The following is a 20,761-nucleotide window of genomic DNA, read 5'->3' on the forward strand; positions in this document are numbered from 1 at the left end:
GGCAATGCCCGGCCTCGTCAACGTGCTGCCCGCTCGATGAGCGCTAGGCGAAGGCGGCGCGCATGAAAGGCGGCAGCGCCAGGGCGCCGCGATGCGCCTCTACCGTGTAGTACTGTAGCGGCATTTCGTGGCCGGCGGCAGCCTCTTCGCGGAAGCTTTCAACGCTTGCCCCCTTGCCGGCCAGCGTCACGCTCCACCAGCCGGACGGGTAGACCGGCTGCGGGAAGGGCAGGGTGGCCACGCTTTCAAAGCCCGCCGCCTGCATATCCGTGCGCAGCTCGCGAATGATCGAGCCCGAGTGATAAAGCGGCGATTCGCTTTGCTGCACCAGTACGCCGCCGGATTTGAGAATCCGGTGGCAGCGCTTCAAAAAGTCGGTCTTGAACAGCCCTTCCGCCGGGCCGACCGGGTCGGTGGAGTCGATGATCAGAACATCGATGCTTTCGTCCTCGGCATCATCGACCCACTTCACGCCGTCGGCGAACAGAAGCTCCGCGCGCGGATCACTATTGGATTCGACCAGCGCCGGGAAGAAGCGCTCGGAGGCTTTGGTGACTTCCTCGTCGATATCGATCTGGGTGACCTTCTCGACGCCTTCGTGGCGCAGCACTTCTTTTAGCGTGCCGCAGTCGCCGCCGCCGATGATTACCACGCGCTTCGGGTCCTGGTGGGTGTAAAGCGCCGGGTGAGCAATCATCTCGTGGTAGAGGAAGTTGTCGCGGTCGGTCAGCATCACGCAGCCGTCGAGTACCATCAGGTTGCCGTAGGTTTCGGTGGCGTACACCTCGAGGTGTTGATAGTCACTTTGCACGTCCCAAAGCTTCTCGGTGATCTTCATCGAAAAGGCGCTGCCGTGACTGTCGAATACTTCGGTAAACCACTGGTCCTGATTAAAATCGCTCATCGAACGTCTCCGGTGTCGTTCTGGTGATACTGTGGACTGAGTTCGTGAAGTGCCTCCATGAAGGCGCTCACGTTATCCGGGTTGGTGAACTGGCTGATGCCGTGACCCAGGTTGAACACGTGGCCCGGCCCGTGCCCATAGCTTTCCAGCACCCGCGCGACCTCGGCGCGAATGGCGGACGGGCGGGCGAACAGTACGTTGGGGTCGAGATTGCCCTGCAGCGCCACCTTGTGGCCGACGCGCGCGCGGGCATCACTGAGCTCGGTGGTCCAATCGAGCCCCACCGCATCGGAGCCGGCGCAAGCGATGTCCTCGAGCCACTGCCCGCCGTTCTTGGTGAACAAAATCACCGGCACCCGGCGGCCTTCGTGCTCGCGAATCAGGCCCGAGACGATCTGCTCCATGTAGCGCAGCGAGAACTCGAGATAGGCGGGCGTGGAGAGCGAGCCACCCCAGGTGTCGAAGATCTGCACCGCCTGGGCGCCGGCGCGAATTTGGGCGTTGAGGTAGTCGGTCACCGCGTGGGCCAGCGTATCCAGCAACTGGTGCATGGTGTCCGGGGTATCGTAGAGCATGGTTTTCAGGTGGCGAAAATCCTTGCTCGAGCCGCCTTCGACCATGTAAGTGGCCAGCGTCCAGGGGCTGCCGGAAAAGCCGATCAGGGGCATCCGGCCATTAAGCTCGCGGCGGATGGTGGAGACCGCGCGCATTACGTAATCAAGGTCGCGCTCGGCGTTGGGCACGCTGAGCGAGGCAACCTCTTCCGGGGTGCGCACGGTCTTTTTAAACTTGGGCCCTTCGCCGGTTTCGAAATAGAGCCCCAGGCCCATGGCGTCGGGGATCGTCAAAATGTCCGAAAACAGTATCGCCGCGTCCAGCGGGAAGCGCTCCAGCGGCTGCAGCGTGACCTCGCAGGCGAACTCCTGGTTGCGGCACAGATCCATGAAGCTGCCCGCCTGGGCGCGGCGCTCGCGGTACTCCGGCAGGTAGCGCCCGGCCTGGCGCATCATCCACACCGGCGTGCGGTCGACCGGCTCTTTGGCGAGCGCGCGAAGAAAGCGGTCGTTGTGCAAGGGAGGGGGAGTCGCAACGGAAGACATAAACGCCTGCTCTTGAGAAATTTGCCCTATTGTAGGCGAGGTGATGCGCTTCGGGATAGCCGGCGCGGCGCAGGCCGTGAGACCGGCGCGCCTTTTTGATAGACTATCGCGCTTTGATACTCACATCGTTGACGGCTCCAGTCGATTTGCGAGGTAATTCGTGACCATCCGCTTCATTTCCGCTTGTCGGCTCCCCACGCCCTGGGCCACCTTCACCATGCACGGCTTCGAGGACGAGGCGACGGGCAAGGATCATATCGCCTTGACACTTGGCGACGTGACAAGCGATGAGCCGGTGCTGGGGCGCGTGCACTCGGAATGTTTGACCGGCGACGGGCTTTTCTCGATGCGCTGCGACTGCGGCTATCAGCTCCAGGAGGCGCTCAAGCGCATCGCCGAAGAGGGGCGCGGGGTGCTCTTGTATCTGCGCCAGGAAGGGCGAGGTATCGGGCTTTTAAACAAGATTCGCGCCTATGCGCTCCAGGACCAGGGCGCCGATACCGTCGAGGCCAACGAGCAGCTGGGCTTTGGCGCTGACCTGCGCCGCTACGATTTGTGCGTACCGATGCTCGAGCACCTGGAGATCAAAGCGCTCAAGCTGATGACCAACAATCCGCGCAAGGTCGCCGCTCTGACCAAAGACGGTGTCAACGTCGTCGAGCGCCTGCCCATCACCACCGGGCTCAACCCGCACAACGAGCAGTACCTGGCCACCAAGGCCGGCAAGCTCGGCCACATGATGGCGCTGGGCGACTTTACCCAAGCCGACAGTGTGGATATCGAGCGTAAAAAGTGAGCGATTGACGTCGCTTGACTCTGAAGCCGCTTCTGCGCAGTCTTGCCAGACGACAAAGCGGAAGGCTTACCATGACCCAGACATCCAGTCAGCTCTCGATCGTGCTGGTGGAAGACGACCCCGGCGACGCCGCACTCATCCAGTACATCTTCAAGTATGACCATCGCGAAAGCGAGCTGGTCTGGGTTGATAGCCTGAGTGCTCTTGGTGATTCCTTGCAGGAATCGACCTCGCCGCCCGATGTTGTTTTGCTGGACTTGAGCCTTCCCGATACCAGCGGCATTCAAACCGTTTTAACGTGCAAACAGACGGTCGGCACCATTCCTATCGTGGTGCTGACGGGTTACGACGACGCCGAATTCTCGCTTCAGGTGCTCGAAGCCGGGGCGCAGGACTATCTGATCAAAGGCAAAATAGACGCTGATTCGCTCAACCGCGCGATTCGCTATGCCATCAGCCGCGCCAAGCTGGAGCAACGACTGGTACTTTCCGAGGAGCGGATGGCTGCTGCGATTGAGGGCGGTAATCTGGGCGTGTGGGACTGGTTATTTGATCGCAACGAGTTCATCTACAGCGAGCGCTGGTTAGCCACGCTTGGTTACGGGCGGGAGTATGCCGATTTGCCCCAGAGTGCGGATGAATGGCTGGACTGCGTTCATCCGGAAGATATGGCCACGCTCAAGTCCGCGATCGACAGTCACTTAAAGGGTGAACAGACCAGCTACCAGTGTGAATTTCGCATGAAACATCGCGATGGCCAGTGGATCTGGGTGTTCGAATCCGGCCATATCATTAGCCGTGATCTCAAGGGCAATCCTCTGAGGTTGGTCGGTGTTCAGCAGGACATCAGCGAGCGTAAGGCTATGGAAGCTGAGCTTACGCGGCTGGCCATGCACGACGAGCTGACCGGCCAGCTCAACCGACGCAGCTTCATGAACCTGGCCGAGCGCGAGCTTGCCCGAGTCAAACGCAAGCCCGGCTACGTCACCTGCATGGTGATGTTCGACCTGGATCGCTTCAAAAGCGTCAACGACCGCTACGGCCACGGCGCTGGCGATGCCGTACTCAAACGCTTTGCCGATACCGTCAGCGCAGAGCTTCGTAAGATGGATGTGTTTGGCCGGCTTGGCGGCGAGGAGTTTGCGGTCATGTTGCCGGATACCGATGTCAGCGGCGCCCAGGTCGCCGCCGAGAAGCTGCGTCGCGCCGTTGAGGCAATGGCCATACCCTTGGCGGGCCTCGACGAGCCGCTCAAGGTCACCACCAGTATCGGCGTAGCGGCTTTAGAAAGCAGCGATACACTCCCCGACAGCGCCCTCGCCCGCGCCGACATCGCTCTCTACGAGGCCAAAAACAGCGGTCGTAACCGGATATGCATTAACGTTTAAGACGAGTTGGCCGATACGCATTGAAAGACACTTTCAATGCGAGGAGGCGGCGTGAGCTCACGGCGTGCAACCAATAAAATACAAAAAGCGGCCTGGTGGCGCGGATTTGCGTTCATAGGTACGTTTTACCCGGTGGCTCTGTACGCCGGTGACACCGTCCGTCAAAGCACATCGCCCCTCTTCACAGGCGATTGGTTAACGCCGGCGCTTCTAACGGGGCTGATCGCCTCGCTGATTCTTTTGGCCTACGTTTACTGGCGAAGCCGACAGCGCTTGGCCAAGCTGCGCCAGCAGCAGCAGGCGCTCAACGGCATTTTGTGGGGCACCTCAGCGGGTTCCTGGGAGTGGAACGTCAAAACCGATGAGCTGCACCTCAACGAGCGCTGGGCCGAAATGCTCGGCTATACGCTCGAGGAGCTGGCGCCCGTCACGATCGGCACTTGGGAGCGGCTTTGCCACCCGGAAGACCTTGAGCGGGCGCGCCAAGCGCTTTCGGCTCACGTCGACGGTAGCGCCGAAACCTACACCGTCGAGTTTCGCCTGAGCCATCGCGACGGGCGCTACATTTGGGTCTATTCGCGCGGGCGGGTTCTGGCCCGAGACCCGGAGGGCGCGCCGCTGTTGATGGCGGGCATCCATATCGATATCGATGCCCGCAAGGAAGCCGAAACGCAGGCGCGCGTCAGCCACGAGCGCCTTACAAAACTCAGTGCACGCCTACCCGGCACGATCTATCAGTTCTGGCGGGGCGTGGATGGCTCCATGAGTTTTCCCTACGCAAGCGAGGGCATGACGGAGGTCTATGGTATTACGCCGGAAGAGGCCAACCGGGACGTTAATCAGGTTTTTGCGATTATTCATGACGATGATCTGGCGAGTGTATCGGCCAGTATCGAGGCCTCCACCGACAAGCTAACGCTTTGGAGCGAGATATTCCGCGTTCATCACCCCGTTAAAGGACTTTGTTGGATCGAAGGCAACGCCGTTCCTGAGCGGCTAGAGGACGGCAGCACGATGTGGCATGGCTATTTGCGTGACATTACCGAAAGCCACGAGCTGCAAAAAGAGCGCGACGCTTACCGTGAGTCGCTGGAAAAATCCAACGCCGAACTCGAGCACTTCGCCTACGCCGCCTCCCACGATTTGCGTCAGCCGCTTCGCATGGTGACCAGCTACGCCGGGCTTTTAAAGCGCCACTTGGGCGCTCAGCTCGACGCGGACGGACAGACCATGCTGCATTACATGAGCGATGGCGCCAAACGCATGGATGACATGCTGCTCTCGCTGCTGGAGTACTCCCGTGTTGGGCGCCAGGGGGAAGCCTTCACCGAGGTGGCGCTGCGCAAGACCCTCGATGAAGCGCTGCATTTTCTCGCCCCGGCGGTGGCAGAGGCCAATGCAACGATCAGCGTCGAGGGCGAGTGGCCCGCGATTCGCGCAAGCCACGATGAAATGACGCGCCTGTTTCAAAACCTGATCGGCAACGCGCTCAAGTATCACGCCGCTGACACCCCGGTCGAGGTGCGCATCGATTGCCGGCGGCGTGAAGAGGAGTTTTACATCACCATCGCCGACAACGGCATCGGCATCGATCCGGAGCAGATCCCGCGGCTGTTCAAGGTGTTTCAGCGTCTGCACGGGCGCGACCAATTCGAGGGCACCGGGGTGGGGCTGGCGGTGTGTCGCAAGATCGTCGAACATCATGAAGGGCATATTTGGATTACCTCGCCGGGCCGCGGAGAGGGGAGCGTCGTTCATTTCACGTTGCCCGAACGGGCAGTGGAGGCGTCATGAATCGGTTTTTTCGTCGTGGGATTGGCCTTGCGCTAATGGTGGCGCTGTCGCTCGTCGCGTCACAAGGTCAAGCGCAGCCCACCTTCGACGAATTTTTCGAGAAAAGCTCCGTGCCGATGTGGATGGTAGCCACCGACAATGGCGATATCGTGCGTGCCAACCCGGCAGCGAAGGCGTTCTACGGCTACTCCGATCTGGAGCGCATGAATATCAATGAGATCAATACGTTTACCCAAGAGCAAATACGCGATGAGTTGAATCGCGTCAGCAGGGGGGAACGTAACCATTTGATATTTCGCCACCGGCTGGCCGATGGCAGTATCAACGTGGTGGGTGTGTACACACAGCCCTTCGACGACAACGGTCGTTCAAAGGTGCTTTCTACTATTGTCGATTTGAGCTTTGCCGAGGGCACCGCCGAGCGGCGCTACGTTGAGTCCGTTGAGCAACAAGTGGATCTTCAAATGGCTGCGCTGAGTCGCGCGCGAGAGAGAGCCCGCTGGCTCTGGATAGGCGGCGCGCTGGCTCAGGCGCTGGTGATCCTTCTGCTGATCCTGGCTTTGGTACGGCTGCGCGGGGCCCAGCGAGAGAACGTACGCCTGATCGATGAACTCTCTTTTCGAAATCAGGAACTCGAGCGTTTGAGTCAGGCAATGGCGCACCACTTCCAGGAGCCGAGCCGCCGGCTGGTGAGCTTTGCCCGTCAGCTTCGAACGTCATCGTCAGAGCCAGCGGATTCGGCCCAGGGTGTGGCGGTTCATTTCATCAGCACTCAGGCCCAGCGGCTGAGCGAACTGGTCGGGGATGTTCAGCGCTACTTGAGTGTCGGTAACACCAAGGTCATCAATGAGCGGGTCGACGTCGCGAAGCTGCTCAATGAACTCTATCGACACGATCCTTTGCTCGAGCCGCTGCGTGAGTCGGAGAGCCTGACCGTTGATGGCGCGCTGCCAAAGGCGTATTTCGATTACAGGCTTTTGACTCAAATATTCAAACTGCTGCTGCATAACGCTTGGCAGTACCGGGACCCGGCACGTCCTCTTGAAGTAATCGTCAGCGGCACTGTAAGTAATGGGCGCGCCTACTACCGGGTTATCGATAACGGTCAAGGCATTGCGCCGGAGTATCGTGAGCAGGTGTTCGATATGTTTACTCGGCTAGTACCCAACGGCGATGCCTACCCTGGCACCGGGGTAGGGCTTGCCACGGTCGTGAAGACCCTTCGCGAGGCCGACGGGCGTATTGTCGTCGAAGATGGCAAGGACGGTGGAGCCTGTTTCGTGTTCGATCTGCCCTTTGGAGGAGCAAATCATGAGGAACGGTAATTTTGTCGTGCTGCTGGTGGAAGATGAGCCCGCCGATGTCCACTTGACCAAAATGGCCTTCAACGAAGGTCAGATGATGGTGGAACTGCATGATGTGGGTGATGGTGTAGAGGCGCTCGAGTTTTTACAGCACGAGGGAGTTCATGGCGATGCACCGAGGCCGGATCTAATTCTGCTGGATCTCAACATGCCGCGCATGGGAGGGAGAGCCTTTCTGGAGCGAGTCAAATCGCTCGACACCCTGCGTCAGATACCCGTGGTAGTGCTGACCACGTCGGAAGCCGAATCGGACATCGTCGCCTCATACGATCTGGGCGCCGCTGGTTTCATCGTCAAGCCGGTGGACATCGAGCAGTTCATCGCCTCGATTCGCTCGCTGGAAGATTACTGGCTGGCGCTGGTACGTCGGCCTTCTTGAGACTTACCACTCAGGCGTTTCGCAGCCGATTGCCTAGGCAGAACCCCAAAAGCCCGAGCAGCGTAATGCCGAGCGTCGTTTCGAGCGTGGTCGCCCACTTCAGCCAGCGGCTCGAAAGCTCGGCATCGAGCGAGGCGGTCATTGCCTGAGCGCTGAACAACAGCGCATCGTTGAGCGTGTTCAGCGTTTCGCCCTGTGTGCCTGCCACGCCGGTCGCCGCGTAGAGCCCGGCGAAGGCGAGCATCACCACCAGCAGCGTTACCATCACGCGCAGCGGACTTTCACCGAAACCGGCGACCAGGTCGGCGCTGGTGCCCAGCAACCAGCGCAGCGTCGCACGAAAGAGCCCCGGGCGCGTTGGGGTATCCAGCTCACGTTCGATGCGCCGGCGCCGCCACACCTGGTCCGGGCGTACCGCCCGCGTCTCTAGTCGGCGGGCGTGATAGTAGGCCCAGCCCGCATCCCGCGTGCTGCCCTTGGCGCTCCAGTGGGCCGAAAGCGCGCGATAGATATCCGCCGCCTCGCGGTGGCGGCGCGACAAATGCAGCGGGGTGCGTATGGGATCGTCGCCCCGGCCGCGCGCAGCCAAATCGGCGTGAAACGCGGCGAAGTCCGCCTCGCGCTCCTGCAATAGTCCGCTTTTGAACCCTTCCTCGATCGCCCCTCGCGGTAGCGCCACGCCGTCGAACACCGCCAGATGCAGCGAGCAGGCGCTGATGTCCGAAGCTTCGAACACGGTATTCATCCCCAGCCGCGCCCGGTAGAAGTCGCAGCCCTGGAGCCGTGCGCGCTTGAAAGAGACGCGCTCGAACTCGGCGTAGCGCAGATCACAGTCGATGAGTTCGGCCTGCTGAAACCTCGCGTCGCGAAGCTGTGCGTTGGTGAAGGTGCAGCGAAAAAGCCGCGCGTCGCGAAAATCGAAGCGCTCGAGCAGCGTAGCGTAGTGCGGATTGCCGAAGTTGACCGCCTCGAGTTCGCACCCGACGAAGTCGACCCAGTCGTTCTGGCGAGCGGTGAGCCGCTCTTCGACCTGTGCCGCGGTCAGCCGCTTCACGGGGCGCTTTCCAAACCGAAGTGCTGGCGCGCGATGCGGGCCACCGCCTGCGGGTCGCCGTCCTTGATCGTGGACAGCGGTGCCGGCAGCGCCACGCTTTCTGGCGCCTGGGTGCCGCGATCGAGCAAAATCGTCGGAATGCCGAGTTGGCTGGCGCCCAGCACGTCATCGAAAGGGTTATCCCCCACGTAAATGACGTTGTCCGCAGGGCAATCGAGCGCGTCGAGCGCGGCGCGAAACAGGGCCGGGTCGGGCTTGCAGGCCTTAACGTCGGAGCTGAACAGCACGAGCTCGAAGTCGTCCCACAGCCCGAGCATGGAAAGCTCCGCTTCGGTATAGGCGCGCTGAGTGTTGGAAGCGATGGCAAGGCGGAAGTCCGCCGCGCAGGCGTCGAGCATCGCGCGCGTGCCCGGCCATAGGCCGATCTCGCGGGTGGTGATCTGGCGATAGGTCAAAGCGAGCTCCGCCGCCAGCACGTCGCGGCGCGCGGCGGGCACGTCTGCCTCGGCGAGCAGCGCCTCCCATACCCGGTGCACGTCGACGTCCGGCGCCTCACCGCCGGCGGCGTCGAGCTGGTCCCGGGTAATCGCCCAGAAACGCTGCTCGAGCCTTGGCGCCTCGATGAAGACCTGGCGGTAGCGCAGCCAATCGGCGAGAAAGACGAAGGTGCTCGCATCGACGTGGTCGCCGTCGAAGACGAGCAGGGTTTTGAAGACGTCGAACAGCAAGACGGGCCTGGAGGGCGGCATCGTTGAATCCCTTGAAAGCGAGGCCGTCATTGTAGGTCGGTGCTAAAAGCGTGACCAGCGCCCGTCGAGCGACCTGGATGGAACGACTTGTCTGGAACGGCTTGTTTTGAATGACTTGTTTTGAATGACTTGTTTGAAACGACTTAGCCGGTCGCCTCGCTGCCGGCCTTTTCGGCGGCAGCTTTCTCTTGCGCGACGGCGCGGGCCATGGCGGGGCGCTCGAGCTGCGCGGTCATGTAGCGCTCGAGCGTGTCCGGCAGGCGGTACTTCATGCTCTTCGCCCAGCTCAGCGTATGGGCGAGGAAAAGATCCGCCAGCGTGAAGCGTTCCCCCACCAGATACGTCTGGCCCTGATAGCGGCGCTCGAGCGCCTTGAGCGCGCGAGAAAACTCCCAAGCGCAGGTGGGGATCACCGCCGCCACGCGCTGCTCTTCGGGCAGCGCGAAGGTGTGTTTGGCGTGATTCCAAAGCGGTTGTTCAAGCTCGGTGGCCACGAAACAGAGCCACTGGTCGACCTCGGCACGCCCTTCGGCGGGGCCGGGCAACAGCGTGTCGTCGCCGTAGCGCTCGGCCAGGTAGCGGCAGATGGCAACAGACTCGAACAGGACCAAATCGCCGTCCTCGAGCACCGGCACCTTGCCGTCCGGATGGCGCGCCAAGTGCGCCTCAGCGCGGCCTTCGCCCTTGTCCAGCGCCACGTGCTGGCAGCGGTACTCGACGCCCAGCTCCTCGAGGGTCCAGGCCGCGCGCAGCGAGCGGGAATGGGGGTATCCGTAAAGTGTGATCATGGGTCACTTCCTTTTAAGGTCGGAACGTCATGTTAGTCGGCGATGAAAGGCGGCTGCGTTCGAGACTAACCGCTCGAGCCCGCCTCGCGAGCGGATTTGATGCGCTCGAAGGCGTTACTGATCTCGCTGGTGCGCTGCTGGGCCATGTCGCGCATGCTCTCGGGCAGGCCCTTGCCGGCCAGCTTGTCCGGGTGGTTCTGGCTCATCAGGCGACGGTAGGCCTTTTTGATTTCGGCGTCGCTCGCCTCTTCACTGACGCCAAGCACCCGGTAGGCATCCTTCAGGGAGGCCTCGCTGGTCGCCTGACCGTTGCTGGCCGCGCGCTCAAGCATCGCTTCGAGCTGCTGAATCTCGGTGTCGCTGCAGCCGATGCCGCGGGCCACGCGCATCATCATCGCGCGCTCGTCGTCGTGAATCTCGCCGTCGGCGGCGATGGCGTTGAGCTGTACCTGCAAAAAGATCTGGCGCAGCATCGGCTGGCGGCGAGTCAGCTGCCCGACCGTGGCAAGCTCCGCCTCGAGGTCGAAATCGTCGGCCCGGCCGCGCTCGAAGGCGGCGCGCGCTTGGCGGCGCTGGGCGTCGTTGAAACGCATCTGGGTGAACAGGCGCTCGGCGATGTCGCGCTCACCGTCACTGACGCGACCGTCGGCTTGGCAGAGGCAGCCCATGACCGAAAACACCGACTCCAGATACCCCTGCTCGATCTGCACGCGGGCGGTCAGCAGCCGGCGCACGGCGCGCTGGGCGATCCAGAAGCCGAAGGCACCGCCAATCAAAAGCCCCACCGGGCCGAACAGGGCAAGGCCCAATAATCCAAACAGCAGCGTCGAAATCGTTAGAAATACCATGGCTCTCTCAAAAGCTCTCTCAAAACGGGTGAAAAAAGGGCGGGCTAAGTGGTTATCCAGCGCCACTATATCGAGAATTGAGAGTCAGTATAGAAGGATTGGTTTCTCTCGCTTGACCTTGTCGGACTTTTGTCCAGACTTTATGAGCTTGATAACGGTCGGCGGCTACGCCAATGGCCGCCCCGAACGCCTCGCCAGGAGATGCGCAATGACCTCGCCCAGTAGCCAGAAACCCGCCGATAAAAAAGCCCGCGAACACGACCCGGACGTGGGCACGTATCGCAACCCGGCTGGCGGGTGGGGCGCGCTCAAGGCGGTGGGCCAGCATCTCCTGCACAGCCGCTCGCCGGCGACCAACGCCCGTTCGCTTTTGAAACTCAACCAGCCCGACGGCTTCGACTGCCCCGGCTGTGCCTGGGGCGACCCGGAGCACGGCTCGTCGTTCGAATTTTGCGAAAACGGCGTGAAGGCGGTGACCTGGGAGGCGACCGCCAAGCGGGTCAAGCGCGACTTCTTCGCCCGCTACAGCGTCACCGAGCTCAAAAGCTGGGACGACTATCGCCTCGAGGACCAAGGCCGGCTGGTCGAGCCCATGACCTACAACGCCGAGACTGACCACTATGAGCCGATCAGCTGGAACGATGCGCTCACGCTGATCGCTGACGAGCTCAAGGCGCTGCCCACCCCGGACGACGCGATTTTCTACACCTCCGGCAAGGCGTGCAACGAATCCGCCTACGTGTTCCAGCTGCTTGCGCGCCTTTACGGCACCAACAACCTGCCGGACTGCTCCAACATGTGCCACGAGGCGAGCGGCGTGGCGCTGGGCGACGCGCTGGGCACCGGCAAGGGCAGCGTGCGCCTCGAGGATTTCGAGCACGCCGAGGCAATCTTCGTCTTCGGTCAGAACCCGGGCACTAACCACCCGCGCATGCTCGGCACGCTGCGCGAAGCCGCCGAGCGCGGCGCCATCATCGCCAGCTTCAATCCGCTTCACGAACGCGGCCTGGAGAAATTCGCCGACCCGCAGAAGCCGCTGGAGATGATGCATAACGGCAGCCACCGCATCAGCTCGCACTACTTCTGCCCCAAACTGGGCGGCGACATGGCGGCGGTGCGCGGCATTGCCAAGGCGCTGTTCGAGCGCGAGGCCAGCGGCGAAACGGTGCTCGACCACGCCTTTCTCAGCGAGCACACCGAGCAGCTCGAGGCGTACCAGACGCTGGTCGAGGCGACCACGTGGGGGGATCTCGAAGCGCAGTCCGGGCTCACCCGGGCCGAGATGGAGAAGGCCGCCGAGCTCTACGCCCGCTCGAATGCCACCATCATCTGCTGGGCGATGGGCATCACCCAGCACGAACACTCGGTACCCACCGTGCGCGAGATCGTGAATCTTTTGATGCTGCGCGGCAATTTGGGTCGGCCCGGCACCGGCACCTCGCCGGTGCGTGGACACTCCAACGTGCAGGGCGACCGCACCATGGGCATCTTCGAGCAGCCTTCCGACGAGCTGTTGGATGCTCTCGAGGCCCGCTATAAGCGGCCCATGCCGCGCGAGCACGGGGTCGATTCCGTGGCCGCAGTCGCCGCGATGCGCGACGCGCCGGGTAAGGTGTTCGTGGGTCTGGCGGGCAACTTCACCCGCGCGATTTCGGATACCTTCGTGGCCGAAGCGGCGATGAGCCAGTGCCGGCTGACCGCGTTCATCAGCACCAAGCTCAACCGCAGCCACCTGATCACCGGGGAAAAAGCGCTGATTCTGCCCTGCCTTGGCCGCAGCGAAATCGACAAAACCGGCGGCAAGACCCAGCTGATCACCGTCGAGGATTCCATGAGCATGGTGCACGGCTCCGCGGGCATCAACCGCCCGGCAAGCCGCCACCTGCCCTCGGAAATCGCGCTGTTGACCCAGCTTGGCGAAAAGCTGGTAGGAAGCGAGGCGGTCGATTGGGCGGCGATGAGAAACGACTATGATGTGATTCGCGAGCACGTTGCCGAGGTCATTCCCGGCTTTGACAACTTCAACGAGCGGGTGCGCGTGCCGCGCGGTTTTTGGCTTGGCAACCCCACCGCCGAGCGCAAGTTCCCGACCGAAAGCGGCAAGGCCGTGTTCTCCCACGCGCCACTGCCAAAGGGCGTGATGCACCAGCGCATGGCCGCGCGCGACGGCTGGCTGACGCTGCAGACGATGCGCTCTCACGATCAGTACAACACCACGGTGTACGGCTACAACGACCGTTACCGCGGCATCGAAAACGGCCGCCAGGTGGTGTTTCTGAACAAGGCGGATATCGAGCGCTTGGGCGTATCCGCCGGGCAGTGGGTCGATCTGGTCGGCGAATCCGACGATGGCATTGCCCGCCGGGTCGAAGGCTTCAAGGTCGTGGCCTACGACACCCCGGCCGGCTGCGCGGCGGCCTACTATCCGGAAACCAATCCGCTGGTACCGCTCTCCCACAAGGGCGAGGGCAGCCATACCCCGGCGTACAAATCCATCGCCATTCGTCTTGAACCCAGCGCCCGTATTGCCTGATGCAGACGCTCGAGCGCGCGCTTGAGAGCCTTCAGCGCACCTACCCAGCGCTCGACGCGCTGCAAGCGCTGGTGCTGCTGGCGCTCGATGAGCAGGGCGAGGGTGGAATTTCCAGCGCGCGGCTGTCGCGGCGCCTGGAGATCGAACACGCGCTGATCCGCCGCGCCTGCGCCGAGCTCGAAGCCCAAGGCTGGGTGCGCCTTACCGCCGCTGGCAAAGCGACGCCGGCGCTGCGTATCGAGCGTTTGCGTTCTCTACCCAACACGTTGGCTTAGCGGCCGTACCGGCGTCGCCGCCGTGGCCTGCCAGGCTGACAACAGCGCGCTATCTCAAACCCTCGCGCACCCTCAAAATCCAACAGGGAGTAGGATGATGAACAAACACCCACTGGGCCGCTCCGGCATCGAGATCGCGCCGCTCGCGTTTGGCGGCAACGTGTTCGGCTGGACCGCCGACGAGAAGCGCTCGTCCGAGCTTTTGGACCGCTTCGTCGAGCGCGGTTTCAACGCCGTGGATACCGCCGACGTTTACTCGTCCTGGGCGCCGGGGCATCGCGGCGGCGAGTCCGAGAAAGTGCTGGGCAAGTGGCTCAAGCAAAGCGGAAAGCGCAACGACATCGTGCTGATGAGCAAGGTGGGGCTGTGGGAGGCGCGCAAGGGGCTATCAAGGTCCAACATCGAAGCGGCGGTCAACGACTCGCTCACGCGGCTTAATACCGACTACCTCGACGTCTACTTCGCCCACACCGACGACCAGGACACGCCGCTCGAGGAGACGCTCACCGCGTTCTCGAAGCTGATCGAGGCGGGCAAGGTGCGCACGATCGGCGCGTCCAACTACTCGGCCGGGCGCCTGCGCCAGGCGCTGGACGTCTCCAAAGAGCAGGGGCTGCCGCGCTACGAGCTGATTCAGCCGCTTTATAACCTCGTCGAGCGCGACAAGTACGAAGGCGAGCTAAAAACGCTGGCAAGCGAGCAGGCACTCGGCGTGGTGAGCTACTTCTCGCTCGCCAGCGGCTTTCTGACCGGCAAGTACAAAACCCTCGAGGATACCAAAGGCAGCGACCGCGAGCAGTTTCTCGGCCACTACTTCGATGAGCGCGGCAAGCGCGTGCTGGGTGAGCTTTTAAGCGTGGCCGACGAACTCGACGCCAAGCCCGCCCAGGTGGCGCTCGCCTGGCTGCTGGCCAAGGACGGCGTCACCGCGCCGATCGCCAGCGCCACGAAGCTTGAGCAGCTCGACGATACGCTCGACGCGGTCGAGCTAACACTTCCCGGTGAGGCGATCGAGCGGCTGAACGCGGCCGGAGAGTAAGCGCTGCAAGACGGCTTTATAGCCGTGAAACGGCAAACCGGCAGGTCAGATGACCTGCCGGTTTTCGTTGGGGCTAGCCGTTTAGCTGCGCCAGGCGCTTTTCGATCGCCGCCTGAATGCCCGGGGCATCCAACCCGCAGTCGCGCAAGAGCTCGTCCGGCGTGCCGTGCTCGACGAAGCTGTCGGGCAGGCCCAGGTGCAGCACGTTGGCGGCCACGTTTTCCAAGTGCAGCAGCTCGCTGATGGCGCTGCCGGCGCCGCCGGCCACCACGTTCTCTTCGAGCGTCACCAGCAGATCGTGCTCGGCGGCGGCGGTGAGCACCGCATCGCGGTCCAGCGGCTTGATCGAGCGCATGTTGATATGGGTGGCGCCCAGCGCCTCGGCGACTTCCTCGGCCGGGCCGTTCATGCTGCCGAATGCCAGCAGCGCGACTTTAGGGCCGTCGCCGTCGCCGTCGGCGCGCCGGCGCGTGTCGGCGCGGCCAATAGTCAAGGGCTCCAGGTGCTCGGGCACCGCTACGCCAGGGCCGGTGCCGCGGGGATAGCGCACCGCCGCCGGGCCCTCAAACCGGTAGGCGGCGCTCAGCATGGCGCGGCACTCGGCTTCGTCTGCCGGGGCGAGGATCACCATGTTGGGCACGCAGCGCAGAAACGAAATATCCATGCTGCCGTGGTGGGTCGGGCCATCCTCGCCGACCAGCCCGGCGCGGTCGATGGCGAAGGTGACGTCGAGCCCCTGTACCGCTACGTCGTGAATCAGCTGATCATAGCCGCGCTGCAGGAAGGTGGAGTAGATCGCCACCACCGGCTTCATGCCCTCGCAGGCCATACCGGCGGCGAGGGTCACCGCGTGCTGCTCGGCAATCGCCACGTCGAAGTAGCGCTCGGGGTACTCTTTCGAGAAGCGGATCAGATCCGAGCCTTCGCGCATGGCCGGGGTAATGCCCATCAGCCGTTTGTCCGAGGCGGCCATGTCGCACAGCCAGTTGCCGAACACGTTGCAGTACTTCTGCTTTGGCGCGGCCGGGGCGGCGGCGGGCTTTTTCGCCTCGGCTTTAGCGCCTTGCGGCTTCTCCAGCTTGGTAATGGCGTGGTAGCCGATCTGGTCCGCCTCGGCGGGCAGAAAGCCCTTGCCCTTGACGGTCTTGATGTGCAGAAACTGCGGGCCGCTCTGTTCGCGCAGCGCGCTTAGCGTATCGGTCAGCGCTTCCAGGTCGTGGCCGTCGATGGGGCCGACGTAGTTGAAGCCGAGCTCTTCAAAAAGCGTTGCGGGGCTGACGAAACCCTTCATGTGCTCTTCGGTGCGCTTGGCAAACTTCAAGGCGCCGGGGAGGTGCGAGAGCACCTTTTTGCTCTCTTCGCGCATTTTGAGATACGGCTTGCTCGAGAGCATGCGCGCCAGATAGGTCGCAAGCCCGCCGACGTTTTCCGAGATCGACATCTCGTTGTCATTGAGCACCACTAGCATGTTGGCATCGACGTGTCCGGCGTGGGTCAGCGCCTCGAACGCCATGCCCGCGGTCAGCGCGCCGTCGCCGATGATCGCGCACACCTTGCGGTCATCGTTTTGCGCGCGGGCGGCCAAGGCCATGCCGAGCGCGGCGGAGATCGAAGTACTCGAGTGGCCCACGCCGAAGGTGTCGAATTCGGATTCCGCACGGCGCGGAAAGGCGGCCAAGCCCCCGTGCTGGCGGATGCCGGTCATCGCCTCGCGCCGCCCGGTCAAAATCTTGTGCGGGTAGGCCTGGTGGCCCACGTCCCACACCAGCCGGTCTCTGGGGGTGTCAAAGACGTGGTGCAGCGCCACGCTGAGTTCGACCACGCCAAGGCCCGCGCCGAAGTGGCCGCCGGAAACGCCCACGCTGTACAGAAGGTAAGCACGCAGCTCGTCGGCAAGCTCGGCGAGCTGGGCGTCGTTCATGGCGCGCAGAGCGGCCGGGTGATCAATGGCGTCGAGCAGCGGCGTTACCGGGCGCTCGCGGGAAATCTCGTCGAACAGCTTCATGGGCATGTAGTCACGGTCATTTTTTATACAGACACTGTCGAGACAGCGCTCGTTTAGTGGTCGCGCTCGATCATATAGGCGGCAAGCTCGATCAAGGGCGCGGCGTTCTCGCCAAGGGGTTCAAGCGCCGTTTGGGCCTCATCGACCAGCTCGCGCGCCTTTTGCCGGGCCCCATCAAGACCCAGCAGGCTCGAATAGGTGGGCTTGGCACGCGCGGCGTCGGCGCCGGAGATCTTGCCAAGCGTGGCCGTATCGCCGGTCACGTCCAGCACATCGTCATGAATTTGAAAGGCTAGCCCAATGGCGCGGGCGTAGCGAGCCAGCGCCTCGAGACGCGGGTCGTCCTCATCGACGGCGCAAAGCCCGCCCAGGCGCACCGCGGCTTCGATCAGCGCGCCGGTCTTGTGCGCGTGCATGTGCTTGAGCGCTTCGACGTCGGGAAGTCCGCCTACGGCGGCCAGATCCAGCGCCTGGCCGGCCACCATGCCTTGGCGCCCGGAGGCGACGGCCAGGGTGGTGACCATGGCGGCAAGCCTTGGCGGGCGCGGGCGCGCCAATACTTCGAAGGCGAGCGCCTGCAGGGCGTCGCCGGCCAGAATCGCGGTGGCTTCGTCATACGCCTTGTGCACCGTGGGCTGGCCGCGGCGCAGGTCGTCGTCGTCCATCGCCGGCAGGTCGTCATGGATCAACGAGTAGGCGTGAATCAGCTCGATGGCGGCGGCCGGGGCGTCGAGCGCTTTGTCATCGGCGCCTAGCGCTTGGCCCGCCAGGTAGACCAGCAGCGGGCGCAGGCGCTTGCCGCCGACCAGCAGGCCGTGGCGCATCGCCGCGTCCAGGCGCGCATCGACGGTACCGTCGGTCAACAGCGCCTCTAACGTGGCGTCGACCCGAGCGCGGCTGGTGTCGCGGTGCTCGCGCAAGGAGGTGGGGCGCTCGCTTACCATGGGGGCGTATCCTCGGCGTTGTCGTCGGGGGAGGCGCTCGCTGCGGCGTCGGCCGGGCTCTCGAACGGCGTCATTGTGAGCTTACCGTCGCCGTCTTCACTAAGCGCGCGCACCTTGAGCTCAGCGCTGTCCAGGCGCTTTTGGGCGTCGCGGGTCAGCGTCACGCCCTCCTCGAATGCGGTCAGCGCCTCTTCCAAAGAGAGCTCGCCTGATTCCAGCCGCTCCACCAGGGTCTCCAGGCGGGAAACCGTGGCGGCAAAATCCTGTGAAGGGGGAGTGGTATCGCTCATTGACCCGTGCCTGCCTATTGGCGCCCATGCGTTGGGCGGCGAGTGTGCCTGCTATCGAGGGCACAGTATACACCCAGACCCAGAGGTGGTCTGCCCTTGCGCCCGCGGGGCTTGGCAGCCAACGTGCGCTGCGTTCATTTTGAAAACGCACACTTTTCATAAAGCCGGAACGCCGGGGAAGGCGCGGGCTGTGCTACCATAGCGGCCTTTCATGAACCGATAAACGGCGCGCGTCGCCGAACATAGAGGTTGATTCAGTCATGGCCAAAACGTCCCTGGACAAGAGCAAGATCAAAATCCTGCTACTCGAGGGCGTCCACCAGAGCGCGGTGGACAATTTTCGCAACGCCGGATATGAAAATATCGAGCACCTGCCTACGTCGCTGGACGAAGAGGCGCTGATCGATAAGATCCGCGATGTTCACTTCATCGGCATTCGTTCGCGCACGCAGCTCAACGAGCGCGTGTTCGCCGCGGCCGAGAAGCTGGTGGCGGTTGGCTGTTTCTGCATCGGGACCAACCAGGTCGATTTGAACGCCGCGCTCAAGCGCGGGGTAGCGGTGTTCAACGCGCCGTACTCCAACACCCGCTCGGTAGCGGAGCTGGTGCTTGCCGAAGCGATCATGCTGCTGCGCGGCATTCCGGAGAAAAACGCGCGCGCCCACCAGGGCGGCTGGCTGAAATCTGCCGCCAACTCCCACGAAGCCCGCGGCAAGACCTTGGGCATCGTTGGTTACGGCAGCATCGGCGCGCAGCTCTCGGTGCTGGCCGAGTCGCTGGGCTTCAACGTCATCTATTATGACGTCATCACCAAGCTCGGTATGGGCAACGCAAGCCAAGTCGGCAGTCTCGAGGAGCTTTTGAGCCGCTCGGACGTGGTCAGCCTGCACGTGCCGGATCTGCCCTCCACGCGCTGGATGATCACCAAAAAAGAGATCGCGGCGATGAAACCCGGGGCGATCTTCATCAACGCCTCGCGCGGAAGCGTGGTCGAGATCGAGCCGCTGGCCGAGGCGATCAAGTCCGGCCATCTCAACGGCGCGGCGGTGGACGTCTTCCCGGTCGAGCCCAAGGGTAATAGCGAAACTTTCGAAAGCCCCCTGCGCGGTCTCGAGAACGTCATTCTCACCCCGCACATCGGCGGCTCGACCCTGGAAGCCCAGGAAAATATCGGCATCGAAGTGGCCGAGAAGCTCACCACCTACTCCGATAACGGCACCACCATCACCTCGGTCAACTTCCCGGAAGTGGCGCTGCCCGCCCACCCGGACAAGCACCGCTTGCTGCACATTCACGACAACGTTCCCGGCGTGATGTCACAGATCAACCGCGTGCTCTCGGAAGACGGCATCAACATCTCTGGCCAGTACCTGCAGACCAACGAAAAGGTCGGCTACGTGGTGATCGACGTGGACAAGGCCTACGGCCCCCAGGCATTGGAGGCGCTCAAGCAGGTCGAGCACACGCTCAAGATTCGCGTGCTCTACTCATCGCACAACAGCTAAGCCTGTAGGTTTATAGGCCTGTAGCGCTAGCCATGGGCCATCCGTTTCAAACCGGCCTCCTTCGGGAGGCCGGTTTTTTTGCGCCTTGGGCGGCGCTCACGCCAAATCGAACAGCAGCACATCGGCGCTGGCGGCGTCGGTCAGTTCGAGCGGCTCCTCGGGGTCGAGGGCGGCGGCGTCGCCGGCCAGCAGGCGCGTACCGTTGACCGTGAGCTCGCCCTTGACCAAGTGCAGCCACGCGTAGCGGTGGGGCGGCGGGGCGGGCAGGTCGTCATCGAACAGGCCGGTATACAGATTAACGTCCTGATGAAGGCTGATGGAGCCCTGGGCCGCGTTTTGCGAGGCGAGCAAACACCACCGCTGCTCGCGCTCGGCGCGGGGGAAGTGCTTTTGCGCGTAGCTCGGCGCCATGCCGGGGGTGGCGGTTTCGATCCAGATCTGCAGAAAGTGCAGGCCTTGAGTGTTGGAGGCGTTGTACTCGCTGTGGCGCACGCCGGTACCGGCGGACATGCGCTGCACGTCTCCCGGGCGCATGGTTTCGCCATTGCCCAGGCTGTCCTCGTGCGCCATCTCACCGTCGAGCACCCAGGAGATGATCTCCATGTCACGATGCGGATGGGTGCCGAAGCCGTGGCCCGGAGCGACGCGGTCCTCGTTGATGACTCGCAGCGCGCGAAACCCCATGTGCGCCGGGTCCATGTAGTTGGCGAACGAAAACGTGTGATACGAGCGCAGCCAGCCGTGGTCGGCGTAGCCGCGATCATTAGAGCGGCGAATGTTCATGCAGGTTCTCCGTGTCAATCCATGGCATTAACCAGTGCCGCTCACTATACGCCCGCCGCTGCGCGGGCAAAGTGAAGCTTTTCCCCCGATCGCGTCGATAAAATCGAGCGTTAACCGGCGAGCCGGCTTGATCTGCGTCAATCCGGCCTTGCTGCACCCGGGCAGCGCTTGCGTTAGAATGAGCGCGTTTTTTAACCCGGTCCGCCCTTTACGAGGGCGACTA

19 protein-coding genes are annotated in these 20,761 nt (G+C 63.0%); 9 read left to right on the forward strand and 10 right to left on the reverse strand.

The window, feature by feature from the left end; all coding sequences use genetic code 11:
* Window positions 1-43 precede the first annotated feature (43 nt).
* Together speE and hemE are read right to left on the reverse strand one after the other, a co-directional pair.
* Window positions 44-904, reverse strand: coding sequence for a polyamine aminopropyltransferase (gene speE, locus MQW23_RS11280; RefSeq protein ID WP_252108193.1), 861 nt, complete (start codon window positions 902-904; stop codon window positions 44-46).
* Entirely contained in the window at window positions 901-2,004 is a 1,104-nt protein-coding gene (gene hemE / locus MQW23_RS11285) for a uroporphyrinogen decarboxylase (protein WP_252108194.1), read from the reverse strand. Before hemE ends, speE begins: the two co-directional genes overlap by 4 nt.
* 160 nt (window positions 2,005-2,164) lie before the next feature.
* Between hemE and ribA the strand changes: the two genes are divergently transcribed.
* The 5 genes from ribA to MQW23_RS11310 all read left to right on the forward strand — a co-directional run bounded on the left by ribA (window position 2,165) and on the right by MQW23_RS11310 (window position 7,725).
* On the forward strand, window positions 2,165-2,800 hold the full coding sequence (ribA, locus tag MQW23_RS11290) for a GTP cyclohydrolase II (RefSeq protein WP_252108195.1): 636 nt from the start codon (window positions 2,165-2,167) through the stop codon (window positions 2,798-2,800).
* Window positions 2,801-2,871: 71 nt separating this feature from the next.
* Window positions 2,872-4,188 carry a GGDEF domain-containing response regulator gene (locus MQW23_RS11295; protein ID WP_252108196.1) on the forward strand — a complete coding sequence of 439 codons (1,317 nt, stop codon included), beginning with the start codon at window positions 2,872-2,874 and terminating at the stop codon, window positions 4,186-4,188.
* Between the two features lie 51 nt (window positions 4,189-4,239).
* Window positions 4,240-5,982, forward strand: coding sequence for a sensor histidine kinase (locus MQW23_RS11300; RefSeq protein ID WP_252108197.1), 1,743 nt, complete (start codon window positions 4,240-4,242; stop codon window positions 5,980-5,982).
* Entirely contained in the window at window positions 5,979-7,307 is a 1,329-nt protein-coding gene (locus tag MQW23_RS11305; RefSeq protein WP_252108198.1) for a sensor histidine kinase, read from the forward strand. The genes MQW23_RS11300 and MQW23_RS11305 overlap by 4 nt, the downstream gene beginning before the upstream one ends.
* Window positions 7,294-7,725: a response regulator gene (locus MQW23_RS11310; protein WP_252108199.1), complete on the forward strand. Its 432-nt coding sequence runs from the start codon at window positions 7,294-7,296 to the stop codon at window positions 7,723-7,725. The genes MQW23_RS11305 and MQW23_RS11310 overlap by 14 nt, the downstream gene beginning before the upstream one ends.
* Before the next feature lie 10 nt (window positions 7,726-7,735).
* On the opposite strand, the gene MQW23_RS11315 is transcribed toward MQW23_RS11310, so the two are convergent.
* The 4 genes from MQW23_RS11315 to djlA form a co-directional block, all read right to left on the reverse strand.
* Window positions 7,736-8,779 carry a pentapeptide repeat-containing protein gene (locus MQW23_RS11315; protein ID WP_252108200.1) on the reverse strand — a complete coding sequence of 348 codons (1,044 nt, stop codon included), beginning with the start codon at window positions 8,777-8,779 and terminating at the stop codon, window positions 7,736-7,738.
* Entirely contained in the window at window positions 8,776-9,528 is a 753-nt protein-coding gene (locus MQW23_RS11320; RefSeq protein ID WP_252108201.1) for an HAD family hydrolase, read from the reverse strand. Before MQW23_RS11320 ends, MQW23_RS11315 begins: the two co-directional genes overlap by 4 nt.
* Window positions 9,529-9,671: 143 nt before the next feature.
* The gene (locus MQW23_RS11325) at window positions 9,672-10,316 is read right to left on the reverse strand and encodes a glutathione S-transferase family protein (RefSeq protein ID WP_252108202.1); all 645 of its coding nucleotides are present in this window, start codon (window positions 10,314-10,316) and stop codon (window positions 9,672-9,674) included.
* A gap of 65 nt (window positions 10,317-10,381) precedes the next feature.
* Window positions 10,382-11,164 (reverse strand): co-chaperone DjlA, encoded by a 783-nt coding sequence (gene djlA, locus MQW23_RS11330; protein ID WP_252108203.1) that lies wholly within the window; start codon window positions 11,162-11,164, stop codon window positions 10,382-10,384.
* Between the two features lie 208 nt (window positions 11,165-11,372).
* On the opposite strand from djlA, the gene MQW23_RS11335 reads away from it, so the two are divergent.
* The 3 genes from MQW23_RS11335 to MQW23_RS11345 all read left to right on the forward strand — a co-directional run bounded on the left by MQW23_RS11335 (window position 11,373) and on the right by MQW23_RS11345 (window position 15,011).
* Entirely contained in the window at window positions 11,373-13,697 is a 2,325-nt protein-coding gene (locus MQW23_RS11335; RefSeq protein ID WP_252108204.1) for an FdhF/YdeP family oxidoreductase, read from the forward strand.
* Complete coding sequence (locus MQW23_RS11340; RefSeq protein WP_252108205.1) at window positions 13,697-13,972, forward strand: MarR family transcriptional regulator; 276 nt, start codon at window positions 13,697-13,699, stop codon at window positions 13,970-13,972. The genes MQW23_RS11335 and MQW23_RS11340 overlap by 1 nt, the downstream gene beginning before the upstream one ends.
* A gap of 97 nt (window positions 13,973-14,069) precedes the next feature.
* On the forward strand, window positions 14,070-15,011 hold the full coding sequence (locus MQW23_RS11345) for an aldo/keto reductase (protein WP_252108206.1): 942 nt from the start codon (window positions 14,070-14,072) through the stop codon (window positions 15,009-15,011).
* 73 nt (window positions 15,012-15,084) lie between these two features.
* On the opposite strand, the gene dxs is transcribed toward MQW23_RS11345, so the two are convergent.
* From dxs to MQW23_RS11360, 3 genes are read right to left on the reverse strand one after another with little or no spacing between them, the layout of a single operon-like run.
* Complete coding sequence (gene dxs, locus MQW23_RS11350; RefSeq protein WP_252108207.1) at window positions 15,085-17,022, reverse strand: 1-deoxy-D-xylulose-5-phosphate synthase; 1,938 nt, start codon at window positions 17,020-17,022, stop codon at window positions 15,085-15,087.
* Between the two features lie 47 nt (window positions 17,023-17,069).
* A complete protein-coding gene (locus tag MQW23_RS11355; protein ID WP_252108208.1) occupies window positions 17,070-17,960 on the reverse strand; it encodes a polyprenyl synthetase family protein in 891 nt (296 codons plus the stop codon).
* Entirely contained in the window at window positions 17,954-18,250 is a 297-nt protein-coding gene (locus MQW23_RS11360; protein ID WP_252108209.1) for an exodeoxyribonuclease VII small subunit, read from the reverse strand. The genes MQW23_RS11355 and MQW23_RS11360 overlap by 7 nt, the downstream gene beginning before the upstream one ends.
* A gap of 260 nt (window positions 18,251-18,510) precedes the next feature.
* Between MQW23_RS11360 and serA the strand changes: the two genes are divergently transcribed.
* Window positions 18,511-19,755, forward strand: coding sequence for a phosphoglycerate dehydrogenase (gene serA / locus MQW23_RS11365; RefSeq protein WP_252108210.1), 1,245 nt, complete (start codon window positions 18,511-18,513; stop codon window positions 19,753-19,755).
* A gap of 96 nt (window positions 19,756-19,851) precedes the next feature.
* Here the strand turns inward: serA and MQW23_RS11370 are convergent, their stop codons facing one another.
* Window positions 19,852-20,538, reverse strand: a complete 687-nt coding sequence (locus MQW23_RS11370; protein ID WP_252108211.1) for a pirin family protein — start codon at window positions 20,536-20,538, stop codon at window positions 19,852-19,854.
* Window positions 20,539-20,761 lie beyond the last annotated feature (223 nt).

Origin of the sequence: Halomonas sp. S3-1-1 (assembly GCF_023757625.1) — a bacterium.
In the GTDB taxonomy this organism is placed as follows: domain Bacteria; phylum Pseudomonadota; class Gammaproteobacteria; order Pseudomonadales; family Halomonadaceae; genus Vreelandella.

Excerpts from the sequence above, each read along its gene's own strand:
- speE (WP_252108193.1), bottom strand. The coding sequence starts at position 904 with ATGAGCGATTTTAATCAGGACCAGTGGTTTACCGAAGTATTCGACAGT.
- hemE (WP_252108194.1), bottom strand. The coding sequence starts at position 2,004 with ATGTCTTCCGTTGCGACTCCCCCTCCCTTGCACAACGACCGCTTTCTT.
- MQW23_RS11295 (WP_252108196.1), top strand. The coding sequence starts at position 2,872 with ATGACCCAGACATCCAGTCAGCTCTCGATCGTGCTGGTGGAAGACGAC.
- MQW23_RS11305 (WP_252108198.1), top strand. The coding sequence starts at position 5,979 with ATGAATCGGTTTTTTCGTCGTGGGATTGGCCTTGCGCTAATGGTGGCG.
- MQW23_RS11310 (WP_252108199.1), top strand. The coding sequence starts at position 7,294 with ATGAGGAACGGTAATTTTGTCGTGCTGCTGGTGGAAGATGAGCCCGCC.
- MQW23_RS11320 (WP_252108201.1), bottom strand. The coding sequence starts at position 9,528 with ATGCCGCCCTCCAGGCCCGTCTTGCTGTTCGACGTCTTCAAAACCCTG.
- MQW23_RS11325 (WP_252108202.1), bottom strand. The coding sequence starts at position 10,316 with ATGATCACACTTTACGGATACCCCCATTCCCGCTCGCTGCGCGCGGCC.
- djlA (WP_252108203.1), bottom strand. The coding sequence starts at position 11,164 with ATGGTATTTCTAACGATTTCGACGCTGCTGTTTGGATTATTGGGCCTT.
- MQW23_RS11335 (WP_252108204.1), top strand. The coding sequence starts at position 11,373 with ATGACCTCGCCCAGTAGCCAGAAACCCGCCGATAAAAAAGCCCGCGAA.
- MQW23_RS11340 (WP_252108205.1), top strand. The coding sequence starts at position 13,697 with ATGCAGACGCTCGAGCGCGCGCTTGAGAGCCTTCAGCGCACCTACCCA.
- MQW23_RS11345 (WP_252108206.1), top strand. The coding sequence starts at position 14,070 with ATGAACAAACACCCACTGGGCCGCTCCGGCATCGAGATCGCGCCGCTC.
- dxs (WP_252108207.1), bottom strand. The coding sequence starts at position 17,022 with ATGCCCATGAAGCTGTTCGACGAGATTTCCCGCGAGCGCCCGGTAACG.
- MQW23_RS11355 (WP_252108208.1), bottom strand. The coding sequence starts at position 17,960 with ATGGTAAGCGAGCGCCCCACCTCCTTGCGCGAGCACCGCGACACCAGC.
- MQW23_RS11360 (WP_252108209.1), bottom strand. The coding sequence starts at position 18,250 with ATGAGCGATACCACTCCCCCTTCACAGGATTTTGCCGCCACGGTTTCC.
- serA (WP_252108210.1), top strand. The coding sequence starts at position 18,511 with ATGGCCAAAACGTCCCTGGACAAGAGCAAGATCAAAATCCTGCTACTC.
- MQW23_RS11370 (WP_252108211.1), bottom strand. The coding sequence starts at position 20,538 with ATGAACATTCGCCGCTCTAATGATCGCGGCTACGCCGACCACGGCTGG.